The organism is Pseudomonas sp. IPO3747 (assembly GCF_013385245.1).
GTDB classification, from domain to species: Bacteria; Pseudomonadota; Gammaproteobacteria; order Pseudomonadales; family Pseudomonadaceae; genus Aquipseudomonas; species Aquipseudomonas edaphica.
The window spans coordinates 12,846-27,496 of record NZ_JACAQL010000019.1; the positions used below are offsets into that span (position 1 = coordinate 12,846).

Below are 14,651 nucleotides of genomic sequence, written 5' to 3' on the forward strand. Positions count from 1 at the left end.
CAGCACACAACTCAATTGAAGGAACCCACCATGCAAGACTGGCAAGACTCGGTGATCTACCAGATCTACCCCAAAAGCTTCCACAGCCACGCGGGTAACGCCACCGGTGACCTGCTGGGCATCGTGGACAAACTCGATTACCTCAAGTGGCTGGGCGTGGATTGCCTGTGGATCACCCCGTTCCTGCGCTCGCCGCAACGCGACAACGGCTACGACATCAGCGACTACTACGCCATCGACCCCAGCTACGGGACCATGGCCGATTGCGACCTGCTGATCAGCGAAGCGGCCAAGCGCGGCATCAAGCTGATGCTCGACATTGTGGTCAACCACACCTCCATCGAGCATGAGTGGTTCCAGCAGGCGCGCAGCAGCCTCAACAACCCGTACCGCGACTTTTACATCTGGCGCGACCAGCCGAACAACTGGCAATCCAAGTTCGGCGGCTCGGCCTGGGAATACGAGGCGCAAACCGGCCAGTACTTCCTGCACCTGTTCGACCATACCCAGGCCGACCTCAATTGGGACAACCCCAACGTGCGCGCCGAGGTGTACCAGTTGATGCGCTTCTGGCGTGACAAAGGCGTGGGTGGCTTCCGCCTGGACGTGATCAACCTGATCTCCAAGCCTGCCGATTTCCCCGAAGACAACACCGATGGCCGCCGCTTCTACACCGACGGCCCGAACGTGCATGAGTACCTGCAGGAAATGCACCGTGAAGTCTTCGAAGGGCACGACCTGATCAACGTCGGCGAGATGTCGTCCACCAGCCTTGAGCACTGCATTCGTTATTCGAATCCGGCGTCCAAAGAGCTGTCGATGACCTTCAACTTTCATCACTTGAAAGTCGATTACCCGAACCTGCAAAAGTGGGTGAAGGCCGACTTCGACTTCCTGCAGCTCAAGCAGATTTTTTCCGACTGGCAACTGGGCATGCAGGCCGGTGGCGGCTGGAACGCGCTGTTCTGGTGTAACCACGATCAGCCGCGAGTGGTCTCGCGTTTTGGTAACGATGGCGAGTACCGCGTGGTCTCGGCCAAGATGCTCGCCACTGCACTGCATTTTCTCCAGGGCACGCCGTATGTGTACCAGGGCGAAGAGCTGGGCATGACCAACCCGGGTTTCGACAAGATTGAGCAGTACCGCGATGTCGAGACCCTGAACATCTTCCGCCTCAAGCGTGATGCCGGTGAGTCCGAGGCGTCGAGCATGGCGGCGATCATGCAGAAGTCGCGCGACAACAGCCGCACGCCAATGCAATGGAACACCCAGGCCAATGCCGGTTTCAGCAGCGGTGAACCGTGGATCGGCATCCCGGCCAACGCGGCGCAGATCAACGTCGAAAGCCAGCTGGATGACCCCGATTCGGTGCTGCATCACTACCGCGCGCTGATTGCGTTGCGTCGTCACGAGCCGCTGATCCAGGAGGGCGTTTATCGCCAACTACTGCAAGACCACCTCCAGGTCTGGGCGTATCTGCGCGAAGGCGATGGCGAGCGCTTGTTGGTACTCAACAACTTCTACGGCACAGCCTGCGAAATCCAACTGCCGGAAGGCGTCCTCAGTGCGGCGAACGAGCAACGCCTGCTGATCAGCAATTACCCCGACTGCCCGTTGCGTTCGAGCACGGTGGTGTTGCGCCCGTATGAATCGTTTGTGCTGCACCTCAAGGACTGAGACCCGCTGCATCCCCCGTATGGGAGTGCGGGGGCGCTTCACCAAAAAACATAATAAAAATATCGGAGTGCTTCATGAAAACAACAATAAAGCTGGGCCTCATTGCTTCATGTCTTACCGCACCTTTTGCCGTTCAAGCCCTGGAGTTTGCCGGCTACTTGCGCAGCGGCGCGGGGACTTCAACAGGCAGTGGCAAGCAACAGTGTTTCCAACTGCCGGGGGCGCAATCCAAATACCGCCTGGGCAACGAATGCGAGCAGTACGCCGAACTCGAGTTGCGCCAGGACCTGCTGACCCTCGACGACGGCTCGGTGCTGAGCGTCGATGCCATGGCATCGCTGTACAACAAATACGACCGAGCCCTGAAGTTCCAGGGTGAGGACAACGGCTCGGCGCGCATGCCGCAGATGTACGCGCAGTGGTCCAACCTGCCTAGCCTCAATGGTGGCTCGGTGTGGGCGGGACGCCGTTACTACAAGCGTAATGACATCCATATCTCCGACTTCTACTACTGGAACCAGAGCGCCACGGGCGGCGGTGTCGAGGACGTCAAAATCGGCGACCTCAAATACAGCTACGCGCTGTCGCGCAAGGACAACCTCTACCAGAAAGAATACGCCACCCGTCACGACTTCAACGTGGCAGGCTTCAAGACCAACCCCGGCGGTGAGCTGGAGTTTGGCTTGAGCTATATAGAAAAAGCCGGCGGGCGTGAGGCCAACAGCGGTTGGGCGATCACCGCGCAGCATGTGCAAAAACCGTTTCTTGGCGGCAAGAACAAATTCGCCTTGCAGTACGGCGAAGGCCCCGGCACGGGTTTGGGATATACCGGCGATACCGCCTTGGACAAGAGCAGCAAAAGCTACCGCGCCGTGGAGTTTTTCGACTGGCAGGTGACGCCGCGTTTCGGCGGGCAGGTCGAGGCGGTGTATCAAAAGGACATTCGCCCGGGCAGCCAGGACCAGACCTGGATGTCCATCGGTGTGCGCCCGGCGTATGCCATCAGCGAACAGTTCAAACTGGTCACCGAGCTTGGGCATGATCAAGTCGAGGCCGCCGGCGGTACGCGCAAGCTGAGCAAATTCACCTTCGCCCCGACCTGGTCGCCCAACGGCCCGGATTTCTGGGCACGGCCGGAAGTGCGGTTGTACTACACCTATGCAACCTGGAACGAAGCGGCCAAGCGCGCGGCGAACGAACTGGCGGCGGGCTCGGCGTTGTCCGACACCGGCGCCTACGGCACGGCGCGGCATGGCTCGAATGTGGGTGTGCAAGTCGAATACTGGTGGAAATAGCTCGGTTTTAAGTGAACGCTTTTTAGGTGGGAGCTGGCTTGCCTGCGATAGCAACCCCTCGGTCTTACTGAGACACCGAGTCGCCGGCATCGCAGGCAAGCCAGCTCCCACAGTGGATCGTCGTTCGCCCTATGATTTTTACAGAACAAAACAGCAGGTGAAGTCATGACCACAACTCAACCCCTGGAACTGCTGGCGCCCTTGTCCGGGGTGCTGCTGGCGCTGGACCAGGTGCCTGACCCGGTGTTCGCCAGCCGCATGATCGGCGACGGCCTGTGCATCGATCCCACCTCGCAGACCCTGTGCGCGCCGCTGGCCGGGGTGATCAGCAATATCCAGGACACCGGGCATGCGGTCAGCGTCACCGGCGACAACGGCGTGCAGGTGCTGATGCATATTGGCCTGGACACGGTGCACCTGGCTGGCAAGGGCTTCACCCGTCTGGTCGAGGAAGGCCAGCGGGTCGAGGTCGGGCAGCCGTTGATCGAGTTTGATGCCGACTACGTGGCGCTCAATGCGCGCAGTTTGCTGACCTTGATGCTGGTGGTCAGCGGCGAGCCGTTTGTGTGGCTGGCATCGGGCAGTGGCGCGGTGGAGGTGGGCCAGCCGCTGTTGCACGTCTCACCCGGCCAGGCCGCTGAAACCGTGGGCGAGGAGGAGGGCGATGCACTGTTCTCCAAGCCGCTGACGCTGCCCAATGCCAACGGTTTGCACGCACGCCCGGCCGCCGTACTGGCGCAAACGGCCAAAGGTTTCAACGCCAGCATTTACCTGCACAAGCAAACCCAGAGCGCCAACGCCAAGTCATTGGTGGCGATCATGGCGCTGCAAACCGTGCAGGGCGATACCTTGCAAGTGAGTGCGGCGGGAGAGGATGCCGATGCGGCCATCAAGGCATTGGTAACCCTGCTGGCGCAAGGTTGCGGGGAGGCAGTCGAAGAGTCTGTTGCGCCTGTTGAAACGCAGTCACCCGAGTCATCGGCGACCTTGTTGCGCGGCGTGTGTGCTTCGCCCGGCTCCGCGTTTGGCCAGGTGTTTCAAGTGGCGGAACCCGAGTTGCACATCGAGGAACAGGGCGCGGGTGAATCCGTTGAACACGCTGCACTGAGCCGCGCCTTACTGGTAGCCACCGAAGCGCTGCAAGTGTTGCAAGACAAAGCGGTTGGCAGCGCCCAGGCGGAAATCTTCCGCGCCCACCAGGAACTGCTTGAAGACCCGACCCTGTTGGAGCAAGCCCATCGCCTGCTCACCGAAGGCAAGAGTGCTGCCTTTGCCTGGAACAGCGCCACGGCCGCAACCGCCAAGCTATTTCTCGGCCTGGGCAGTGCGTTGCTGGCTGAGCGCGCAGCGGATTTGGCCGATGTTGGCCAGCGTGTGCTGAAGTTGATCCTCGGTATTGAGGACAGCGCTTGGGCGTTGCCGGATCGTGCGATCGTGATTGCCGAGCAACTGACCCCCTCGCAAACCGCTGGCCTCGATACGCGCAAAGTGTTGGGGTTCGTCACCGTCGGCGGCGGCGCCACCAGCCATGTGGCGATCCTGGCGCGTGCCCTTGGTTTGCCGTCGTTGTGCGGCGTTCCGGCACAGGCATTGGCGCTGGCCAACGGCAAGCAGGTGCTGCTCGATGCCGACAAAGGCGAGCTGCACCTGGAGCCTGACCTGGCCGCTGTCGAGCAACTGGCCGCTACCCGCAAGCAACACATACTGCGACGTGAGCGTGAGGTGGCGCAGGCCGCCTTGCCCGGTATCACGCGCGATGGTCATCATGTCGAGATCACGGCCAATGTCGCCTCGTTGCAGGAGGTCGAGCAATCCCTGGCCTTGGGCGGTGAAGGCGTTGGCCTGTTGCGTTCGGAGTTTCTCTACCTGGACCGCAATCGCGCGCCCAGCCCCGAGGAACAAGCCGGCACCTACAGCGCCATCGCCCGAGCCCTGGGCAGCGAACGCAATCTGGTGGTGCGCACTTTGGATGTGGGCGGCGATAAACCTTTGGCCTATGTGCCGATGGAGCGCGAGACCAACCCGTTCCTCGGCCTGCGTGGTATTCGCCTGTGCCTGGAGCGCCCTGAATTGCTGCGCGAGCAGTTCCGCGCGATCCTGGCGAGTGCCGGATTTGCGCGGCTGCATATCATGCTACCGATGGTCAGCCTGCTGTCGGAGCTGCATCTGGCGCGCAAGATCCTTGAAGAGGAAGCGCTGGCGCTGAGCCTGACCGAGCTGCCAAAGCTGGGCATCATGATCGAGGTGCCGTCTGCGGCCTTGATGGCAGATGTCTTCGCGCCGCATGTGGATTTCTTCTCCATCGGCACCAATGACCTCACCCAATACACCCTGGCCATGGACCGCGACCACCCGCGCCTGGCAAGCCAGGCCGACAGCTTCCATCCGTCGGTATTGCGCCTGATTGCCACCACGGTCAAGGCCGCCCACGCCCATGGCAAGTGGGTCGGCGTGTGCGGCGCGTTGGCGTCTGAAGCACTGGCGGTGCCGGTGTTGATCGGGCTGGGGGTGGATGAACTGTCGGTCAGCGTACCGCTGATCCCGACCATCAAGGCCACCGTGCGCGAGCTGGACATGGCCGACTGCCAGATCATCGCCCGCCAGGTGCTTGGCCTGGAAGAAGCCGCCCAAGTACGCGAGGCCCTGCGCCTGTACCACGCGGCCACTGTTGAAACCTCACCTGTCGTGGAGCACTGAGCATGTTCGAGAAATTACAGCGCGCATTCTGGAAGGCCCTCACCCCGGACTTGATTGCCGAAACCGTGGTGGCGCCTGCGCAGGGTCTGTTGTCGACCGAGGTACTGAGCGCATTGGGCGGTGTGGATAACCTCAAGTCGCAACAGCGCGTGGCACTGACGCGGGTGCGGGTGCAGTTGCAGGATGCAGGGCGGCTGGATGCGCAGGCGCTGAAGGCGGCGGGTGTTGCGGGTGTGATGGTGTTAACGGGCGGGGTCGTGCATCTGCTCACTGGCCTATAAAACGACGAGGATCAACTGTGGGAGCCGGGCTTGCCCGCGATAGCGGTGTGTCAGGAAACGAATATGTTGACTGGCTAGCCGCCATCTCGGGCAAGCCCGGCTCCCACAGGGTTATGGGTCGTTTGGGAGATTGGGTTTACAACTGCGGGTTATCTTCCGGCGGCTTGGTCTTGTCGATACCCGGCACGTGCAAGTTGCCTTCCACCACTTGGTTGCCTTCCAACTGCGGCTGGGTCACCCAGGTGAGAATGTCGTAATACCGGCGGATGTTCGCGACAAAATGCACCGGCTCGCCACCGCGGGCATAACCGTAGCGGGTCTTGCTGTACCACTGCTTCTGCGACAGGCGCGGCAGCATCTTCTTCACGTCCAGCCACTTGTTCGGGTTCAGGCCGTCTTTCTTGGCCAGCGTGCGCGCATCTTCCAGGTGGCCGGTGCCGACGTTATAGGCGGCGAGGGCGAACCAGGTGCGGTCCGGCTCGGCAATGCTGTCGTCCAACTCATCCTTGATCTTGGCCAGGTACTTGGCACCGCCCATGATGCTTTGCTTGGCGTCCAGGCGGTTGGACACGCCCATGGCCTGGGCGGTGTTCTGGGTCAGCATCATCAGGCCGCGCACGCCGGTCTTGGAGGTGACGGCCGGTTGCCACAGCGATTCCTGATAGCCGATGGCCGCCAGTAGGCGCCAGTCGACCTTTTCTTCCTTGGCGTAGGCGCGAAAGTGTTTCTCGTACTTGGGCAGGCGTTGCTGCAAATGCTGGGCGAAGGTGTAGGCGCCGACATAGCCGAGTACATCGACATGCCCGTAGTAACGGTCTTTCAGTCGCTGCAGGGTGCCGTTTTTCTCAACCTTGTCCAGGTAGCTGTTGATCTCGTTGAGCAGGCTATTGTCTTCACCCGGCGCCACGGCCCAGCTCTGGTTGCTGGCATTGCCGAGGTCGAAGGCCACGCGCACGTTGGGGAAGTACACCTGGTTCATCGCCACTTCGTTGGAGTCCACCAGGGTCAGGTCGATCTGGCCCTCGTCCACCATGCGCAGCAGGTCCACCACCTCCACGGCGTCGGACTCTTCGTATTCAATCGCTGGGTTCTGCTTTTTAAGTGCCGCCAATTGCTCGGCGTGGGTGCTGCCTTTGAGCACCATGATCTTCTTGCCCACCAGGTCTGCCGGGCCGGTGGGGCGCGACTGGCCATTGCGGTAGATGATCTGCGGCGTGACTTCCAGGTACGGATGGGAGAAACGCACCTGTTGCGCGCGCTGCTCGCTGCTGACCAGGCCGGCGGCCGCAAGAACCGGACCGTTGGGTTTGCCCAACTGGCCGAACAGGTCATCGAGATTATCGGCGGTCTCGATCTCCAGCTTCACGCCCAGGTCATCGGCAAAGCGCTTGACCAGTTCGTACTCGAAACCGGTTTCACCGTTGCGGTCCTGGAAATACGTGGCCGGGCTGTTCCGGGTAATCACCCGCAATACGCCATCCTCCTTGATTCGCTCGAGCGTGCTGGGCTTATCAACACAGGCGCTGAGCATCAGGAAGAGTCCGGTTGCGATCAGCCATTTGGCGCATCGCGGGCGTAAAGCAGTAGGGGAGAACATCTGCGCAGTATACGCAAACGGCCCTCGGCGCCATATCTCGACAGCAGCGGACTTGTCTGCTAGCACCCGCAAAACCGGGCTGCAGCCCGCAGAAACGTGGGTTGGCGAGGGTTTGTGACGGTTAAAATAACTGCGCGCCAACCCCAGGATTTCGCCCCGAAAGCGTGCAATCGCTGCCAACTGACGTTCGGCAGCGGCCAGCCGTGCCGTTTCGAGTGCCGTTGGCGCAGGTTTACGCTAGAATGCACGGCCTCAAAGCACACCCCCTTCCCGAGGCTGTCCCGAAGATGTTGATCCTGCGCGGCGCTCCTGCCCTTTCTGCCTTTCGCCACAGCAAACTCCTTGAGCAACTGAGCCAAAAGGTTCCAGCTGTTACAGGCTTGTATGCTGAATTTGCTCACTTCGCCGACGTAACCGGCGTCTTGACCGCCGACGAACAGCAAGTGCTCGCACGCCTTCTGAAGTACGGCCCCAGCGTTCCCGTTCAAGAGCCGACCGGCCGCTTGTTCCTGGTTCTGCCGCGGTTCGGCACCATCTCGCCCTGGTCGAGCAAGGCCAGTGATATCGCGCGTAACTGCGGCCTGGAAAAAATCCAGCGCCTGGAGCGCGGTATCGCTTTCTACGTCGCCGGCCAGTTCAGCGATGCCGAGGCCGAGCTGATCGCCAGTAGCCTGCACGACCGCATGACCCAGATCATCGTCAGCCAGTTGGAACAGGCTGCCGGCCTGTTCAGCCACGCCGAGCCCAAGCCGCTCACTGCGATTGACGTGCTCGGCGGTGGCCGCGCCGCCCTCGAGAAGGCCAACACCGAACTGGGCCTGGCGCTCGCCGAAGATGAGATCGACTACTTGGTCGACGCCTTCAATGGCTTGAAGCGCAACCCGCACGACATCGAACTGATGATGTTCGCCCAGGCCAACTCCGAGCACTGCCGTCACAAGATCTTCAACGCCAGTTGGGATATCGACGGCGAAAGCCAGGAAAAAAGCCTGTTCGGCATGATCAAGAACACCTACGTGATGCACAGCGAAGGCGTTCTGTCGGCTTATAAGGACAACGCCTCGGTGATCGTCGGCTCCGTCGCCGGCCGTTTCTTCCCGGACCCTGAAACCCGCCAGTACGGCGCGGTGCAGGAGCCGGTGCACATCCTCATGAAGGTTGAGACCCACAACCACCCGACCGCGATTGCCCCGTTCCCGGGCGCAGCGACAGGTTCGGGCGGCGAAATCCGTGACGAAGGCGCCACCGGCCGTGGCGCCAAGCCAAAGGCTGGCCTTACCGGTTTCACCGTGTCCAACCTGCAGATCCCAGGTTTCGAACAGCCGTGGGAAGTGCCGTACGGCAAGCCTGAGCGCATCGTTACCGCACTCGACATCATGATCGAAGGCCCGCTCGGCGGCGCCGCGTTCAACAACGAATTCGGGCGCCCGGCACTCACCGGCTACTTCCGTACGTTTGAACAATCCATCACCACCCCGCGTGGCGATGAAGTGCGCGGCTACCACAAGCCAATCATGTTGGCCGGCGGCATGGGCAACATCCGCGAAGAACACGTCAAGAAAGGCGAGATTCTGGTCGGCTCCAAGCTGATCGTCCTCGGCGGCCCGGCGATGTTGATCGGCCTGGGCGGCGGCGCAGCTTCCTCCATGGCCACCGGCACCAGCTCGGCAGACCTGGACTTTGCTTCCGTACAGCGCGAAAACCCGGAAATGGAACGCCGCTGCCAGGAAGTCATCGACCGTTGCTGGCAGTTGGGTGACAAGAACCCGATCAGCTTCATCCACGACGTCGGCGCCGGCGGTTTGTCCAACGCCTTCCCCGAGCTGGTCAACGATGGCGACCGTGGTGGCCGTTTCGAACTGCGCAACATTCCAAACGACGAGCCGGGCATGGCCCCGCACGAAATCTGGAGTAACGAATCCCAGGAACGCTACGTACTGGCCGTTGGCCCTGAAGACTTCGCGCGCTTCCAGGCCATCTGCGAACGTGAGCGTTGCCCGTTTGCCGTGGTCGGCGAAGCCACTGCCGAACCACAGCTGACGGTCACCGACAGCCACTTCGGCAACAGCCCGGTCGACATGCCACTGGAAGTGCTGCTGGGCAAAGCCCCGCGCATGCACCGCTCCGCCGTGCGTGAAACCGAGCTGGGCGATGACTTCGACCCAAGTACGCTGGAACTGGCCGACAGCATCGAACGCGTGCTGCACCACCCGGCCGTGGCGAGCAAAAGCTTCCTGATCACCATTGGCGACCGCACCATCACCGGCCTGGTTGCCCGTGACCAAATGGTTGGCCCATGGCAAGTGCCGGTGGCCGATGTTGCCGTCACCGCCACCAGCTTTGACGTGTACACCGGTGAAGCCATGGCCATGGGCGAGCGCACGCCGCTGGCCCTGCTGGACGCCCCGGCGTCGGGCCGTATGGCGATTGGTGAAACCCTCACCAACATCGCCGCTTCGCGCATTGGCAAGCTGTCCGACATCAAACTGTCGGCCAACTGGATGTCCGCTGCCGGTCACCCGGGTGAAGATGCGCGCCTGTACGACACCGTCAAGGCTGTCGGCATGGAGCTGTGCCCGGAACTGGGTATCACCATTCCGGTGGGCAAGGACTCCATGTCCATGGCCACCCGTTGGAACGAAGACGGCACCGACAAGAGCGTGACCTCGCCGCTGTCGCTGATCGTGACCGGTTTTGCCCCGGTCACCGACATCCGTCAGACCCTGACCCCGCAACTGCGCATGGACAAGGGCACCACCGATCTGATCCTGATCGACCTGGGCCGTGGCCAGAACCGCATGGGCGCCTCGATCCTCGCGCAAACCCACGGCAAACTCGGCAAGCACGCGCCGGACGTGGATGACGCCGAAGACCTCAAAGCCTTCTTCGCCGTGATCCAGGGCCTGAACGCCGACGGCCACCTGCTGGCGTACCACGACCGTTCCGACGGCGGTTTGCTGACCAGCGTTGTCGAAATGGCATTTGCCGGTCACTGCGGCCTGAACATTGTGCTCGACAGCGTTGCCGAGGATGCTGCCGAAATCAACGGCATCCTGTTCAATGAAGAGTTGGGCGCCGTGATCCAGGTTCGCCAGGACGCCACTCCGGACGTACTCGCACAATTCAGCGCCGCTGGCCTGGACGACTGTGTGGCGGTGATCGGTCAACCGATCAATAACGGTGAAATCAATATCTCCTTCAATGGCGATACCGTGTTTGCCGGCCAGCGCCGCTTGCTGCAACGCCAGTGGGCCGAGACCAGCTACCAGATCCAACGCCTGCGTGATAACGCCGACTGCGCCGAGCAGGAATTCGACGTGATCCTGGAAGAAGACAACCCGGGCCTGAGCACCAAGCTCAGCTTCGACGTCAACCAGGACATCGCCGCGCCTTACATCAAGAAAGGCATTCGCCCGCAAGTTGCCGTACTGCGAGAGCAGGGCGTCAACGGCCAGGTGGAAATGGCGGCCGCGTTCGACCGCGCCGGCTTTAATGCGATCGACGTGCACATGAGCGACATCCTCGCCGGTCGCGTTGACCTCAACGAGTTCAAAGGCCTGGTCGCTTGCGGTGGTTTCTCCTACGGTGACGTGTTGGGTGCCGGTGAAGGCTGGGCCAAATCGGCCCTGTTCAACAGCCGTGCCCGCGATGCGTTCCAGGGCTTCTTCGAGCGCAACGACAGCTTCACCCTGGGTGTGTGCAACGGTTGCCAGATGATGTCCAACCTGCACGAGTTGATCCCGGGCAGCGAGTTCTGGCCGCACTTTGTGCGTAACCGTTCCGAGCAGTTCGAAGCCCGTGTCGCCATGGTGCAGGTGCAGGAATCCAACTCGATCTTCCTGCAAGGCATGGCCGGTTCGCGCATGCCAATCGCCATCGCCCACGGTGAAGGCCACGCTGAATTCTCCAGCGAAGAAGCCCTGCTCGAAGCCGACCTGTCCGGTTGTGTGGCGATGCGTTTCGTCGACAACCACGGCAAGGTCACAGAGAGCTACCCGGCCAACCCGAACGGCTCGCCGCGCGGGATCACCGGCCTTACCAGCCGCGACGGTCGCGTGACCATCATGATGCCGCACCCGGAGCGTGTGTTCCGCGCCGTGCAAAACTCGTGGCGCCCTGAAGAGTGGAACGAAGACGGCGCGTGGATGCGCATGTTCCGCAACGCTCGCGTGTGGGTGAACTAAGGCGGTGTACAAGCTTGCCTTCTTTGTGCCCGCCAGCCATGTGGAGACGGTGAAAATCGCCGTCTTCGCCGCCGGCGGCGGGCGCATCGGCAACTACGACAGCTGTGCCTGGCAAGTGCTGGGCCAGGGCCAATTCCGCGCGTTGGACGGCAGCCAGCCGTTTCTTGGGCAGGTGGGCCAGGTTGAAGTGGTTGAAGAATGGAAGGTTGAGCTGGTGGTGGCGGATGAGTTGATCGTGGCGGTTGTAGCCGCGTTGAAACTCAGCCATCCCTATGAGACACCGGCGTATGAGGTGTGGCAGTTGGCGGATTTTTGATTCGCAGGTTGCAGAAACGAGAAACCCGCTGGGCCAGTTTGGTCAGCGGGTTTTTTGTTGGTTGTAAGGGCCAATCGCAGGCAAGCCAGCTCCCACAGTTTGATCTGTGAATACGTTCAAAATGTGGGAGCTGGCTTGCCTGCGATGGCGCCGGGACAGGCGCCCCAGATCTTTCCCACAGGCTTTTCAGGTTGTCCCTAGGAACTCGCCTTATTAACCTTTGCCAGTCGCTGCCAATTCAGCGATCGGGACTGCAAGCCCGCCGAAACCTCACCAGTTACTCCTAAGCGCCTTTATAATTGCGGCGCTTTTTCATGGTCGTCATTTATGGCGGCTGTGTGCGGGAGACCTTCGGGTCTACCGAGGTGCTGGTGGGACTCGGTCTTGCAGGCCCGCGCACAGCTGCCACCCATCATCTGCAAGTGATGCTGGTAGTTCCTAAATTCTCACTAGGAAACACACCATGATCAAAGACAGTCCAAATCCCCCATCTGATTCTCAGCCCACCGATCAAATCTTCACCGTACTTCCTAACCTGAACAGCGAAACCCTGCTCGCCAATGCCTCCCAAGACCTGGCATCAGTACAAGCACTTGCAGGCAATCTGGCTTTTGATATCGACGGCCCACAGCGTGATGCGGTGCTGGGGATTCATCGGATGCTTGAAGGTATTCAGTTGATGGTGGATAGGGTGTTGGATCTACAAGAAATCCCCATCAGCAACTGAAGACACCCACTCTGTGGCGAGGGAGCTTGCTCCCGCTGGGGTGCGAAGCGCCCCCAAAACCTGCCACAGAGTTCTTTCTGAAAGAATGTGTAGGCTGGGCAAGGGGCTGCTGCGCAGCCCAGCGGGAGCAAGCTCCCTCGCCACAGAGGTTGATCGGTCACAGTGGTGGTCAGGCGTTGATTGGTCGGGTAACCAGCCGCTCCAGTGCCTCGCCCAATCCAGTGGCCTTGTCACCAATCAACAAATGCCAAACCCCGCTGTCCAGCTGGCTCACACCCTGGCAACCCAGCGCAGTCAGGTCCGCTTCAGACAGCACCGAATCATCCCCCAGTTCCACCCGCAATCGGGTCATCGCCACCGCTTCCAGCTGGCGCACATTCGTGCGGCCGCCTAAAGCATTCAGCCACTTCTCGGCCTCTTGCACATTCACCGCGACCGGTTTATCCACAGGCTGGGCGGCCACCGGCGCACTGGCAACAAACGACGGCATCGCCAGGCGGATCTCATCCGCAATGCTGTCGGCCATCGGCCCTACGACCACCTGCAAGCTCCCGCCGTTACCCGGCCGAACCACGGCCATCGCGCCCAGTGCTTTCAACTGCGCATCCACCGCCTTGTTACGATCCACCATGTCCAGGCGCAGACGAGTCGTGCACGCGCCGACACTCAGCAAATTCTCTGCACCGCCGAGTGCACGGATGTAGGCACTGGCCCGCTGGTTATCGGTCATCACCTCAGCCTGCACCACCTGGATGTCTTCACGCCCCGGTGTCTTCAGGTTGAACCGACGAATGCAATAGTTGAACACGCTGTAGTAGATCACCGCGTAAGCCAACCCGACCGGGAATACCAGCCAGCCGTTGGTGGATTTGCCCCAACCGAGCACCATGTCGATAAAGCCACCGGAGAAGGTAAAGCCCAGGTGGATATTCAGCATATTGGTCACGGCCATCGACAGGCCGGTGAGCACCGCGTGGATCAGGTACAAAAATGGTGCGAGGAACATAAACGCGAATTCGATCGGCTCAGTCACGCCGGTCAAAAACGAGGTCAGCGCCATCGACAGGAAAATCCCGCCCATGACCTTGCGGCGTTCCGGCAGTGCATTGCGGTACATCGCCAAACACGCGGCGGGCAGGCCGAACAGCATCACCGGGAACATGCCGGTCATGAACTGGCCGCCTTTCGGGTCGCCGGCAAAATACCGGGTCAGGTCGCCGGTGACGATGGCGCCGGTGGTTGGGTCGGTAAAGCTGCCAAACACAAACCACGCCATGTTGTTGAGAATATGGTGCAAGCCGGTGACGATCAGCAGGCGGTTGAACACGCCAAACACGAATGCGCCAAAGCTGCCGCTTTCCATCAGCAGCACGCCGAAACTGTTGATGCCGTGCTGGATTGGCGGCCAGATCAGGCCGAAGATCACGCCCAGAGCGACCGCCGAAAACCCGGTGACAATCGGCACAAACCGTCGCCCACCAAAGAAGGCCAGGTACTCCGGCAGCTTGATGTCCTTGAAGCGGTTATACAGCCCACCGGCCATCAAGCCGCTGGCGATACCGGCGAGCATGCCCATGTTGATGGTGGTGTCCATCACCTTGAGCGTGGAAATCATCACCAGGTAACCAATCGCCCCGGCCAAACCCGCCGTGCCGTTATTGTCGCGGGCAAAACCGACGGCAATACCGATGGCGAAGATCAGCGCCAGGTTGGCGAAGATTGCTTGCCCGGCATCGTGCATCACCGCGATGTTCAAAAGGTCGGTGTCGCCCAGACGCAGCAAGAGGCCGGCGATCGGCAGAATCGCGATCGGCAGCATCAGTGCGCGGCCGAGGCGTTGCAGGCCTTCGATGAAATGTTGGTACATGGCGTGTCTC

Annotated in this window: 9 protein-coding genes; 7 read left to right on the forward strand and 2 right to left on the reverse strand. The window is 61.1% G+C overall.

The window, feature by feature from the left end; translation table 11 throughout:
- Positions 1-30 precede the first annotated feature (30 nt).
- The 4 genes from treC (at position 31) to HX790_RS21155 (ending at position 5,950) form a co-directional block, all read left to right on the forward strand.
- A complete protein-coding gene (gene treC / locus HX790_RS21140; protein WP_176992085.1) occupies positions 31-1,677 on the forward strand; it encodes an alpha,alpha-phosphotrehalase in 1,647 nt (548 codons plus the stop codon).
- Positions 1,678-1,751: 74 nt separating this feature from the next.
- Positions 1,752-2,972 carry a carbohydrate porin gene (locus HX790_RS21145; RefSeq protein ID WP_169985223.1) on the forward strand — a complete coding sequence of 407 codons (1,221 nt, stop codon included), beginning with the start codon at positions 1,752-1,754 and terminating at the stop codon, positions 2,970-2,972.
- 165 nt (positions 2,973-3,137) lie between these two features.
- A complete protein-coding gene (gene ptsP / locus HX790_RS21150) occupies positions 3,138-5,669 on the forward strand; it encodes a phosphoenolpyruvate--protein phosphotransferase (RefSeq protein ID WP_170040766.1) in 2,532 nt (843 codons plus the stop codon).
- A gap of 2 nt (positions 5,670-5,671) precedes the next feature.
- Entirely contained in the window at positions 5,672-5,950 is a 279-nt protein-coding gene (locus HX790_RS21155) for a PTS transporter subunit EIIB (protein WP_017139702.1), read from the forward strand.
- A gap of 136 nt (positions 5,951-6,086) precedes the next feature.
- Here HX790_RS21155 and mltF read toward each other — a convergent pair whose 3' ends face one another.
- Positions 6,087-7,547 carry a membrane-bound lytic murein transglycosylase MltF gene (mltF, locus tag HX790_RS21160; RefSeq protein WP_017139703.1) on the reverse strand — a complete coding sequence of 487 codons (1,461 nt, stop codon included), beginning with the start codon at positions 7,545-7,547 and terminating at the stop codon, positions 6,087-6,089.
- Positions 7,548-7,834: 287 nt separating this feature from the next.
- Here mltF and purL point away from each other — a divergent pair, with 287 nt between their 5' ends.
- The 3 genes from purL (at position 7,835) to HX790_RS21175 (ending at position 12,774) form a co-directional block, all read left to right on the forward strand.
- Entirely contained in the window at positions 7,835-11,731 is a 3,897-nt protein-coding gene (gene purL, locus HX790_RS21165) for a phosphoribosylformylglycinamidine synthase (protein ID WP_138449448.1), read from the forward strand.
- Between the two features lie 4 nt (positions 11,732-11,735).
- Entirely contained in the window at positions 11,736-12,047 is a 312-nt protein-coding gene (locus HX790_RS21170; protein ID WP_176992086.1) for an NGG1p interacting factor NIF3, read from the forward strand.
- A 463-nt stretch (positions 12,048-12,510) separates the two neighbouring features.
- Positions 12,511-12,774 carry a DUF6124 family protein gene (locus HX790_RS21175; protein ID WP_176992087.1) on the forward strand — a complete coding sequence of 88 codons (264 nt, stop codon included), beginning with the start codon at positions 12,511-12,513 and terminating at the stop codon, positions 12,772-12,774.
- 169 nt (positions 12,775-12,943) lie between these two features.
- Here the strand turns inward: HX790_RS21175 and nagE are convergent, their stop codons facing one another.
- Positions 12,944-14,641: an N-acetylglucosamine-specific PTS transporter subunit IIBC gene (gene nagE, locus HX790_RS21180; RefSeq protein WP_138449454.1), complete on the reverse strand. Its 1,698-nt coding sequence runs from the start codon at positions 14,639-14,641 to the stop codon at positions 12,944-12,946.
- Between the last annotated feature and the right edge of the window lie 10 nt (positions 14,642-14,651).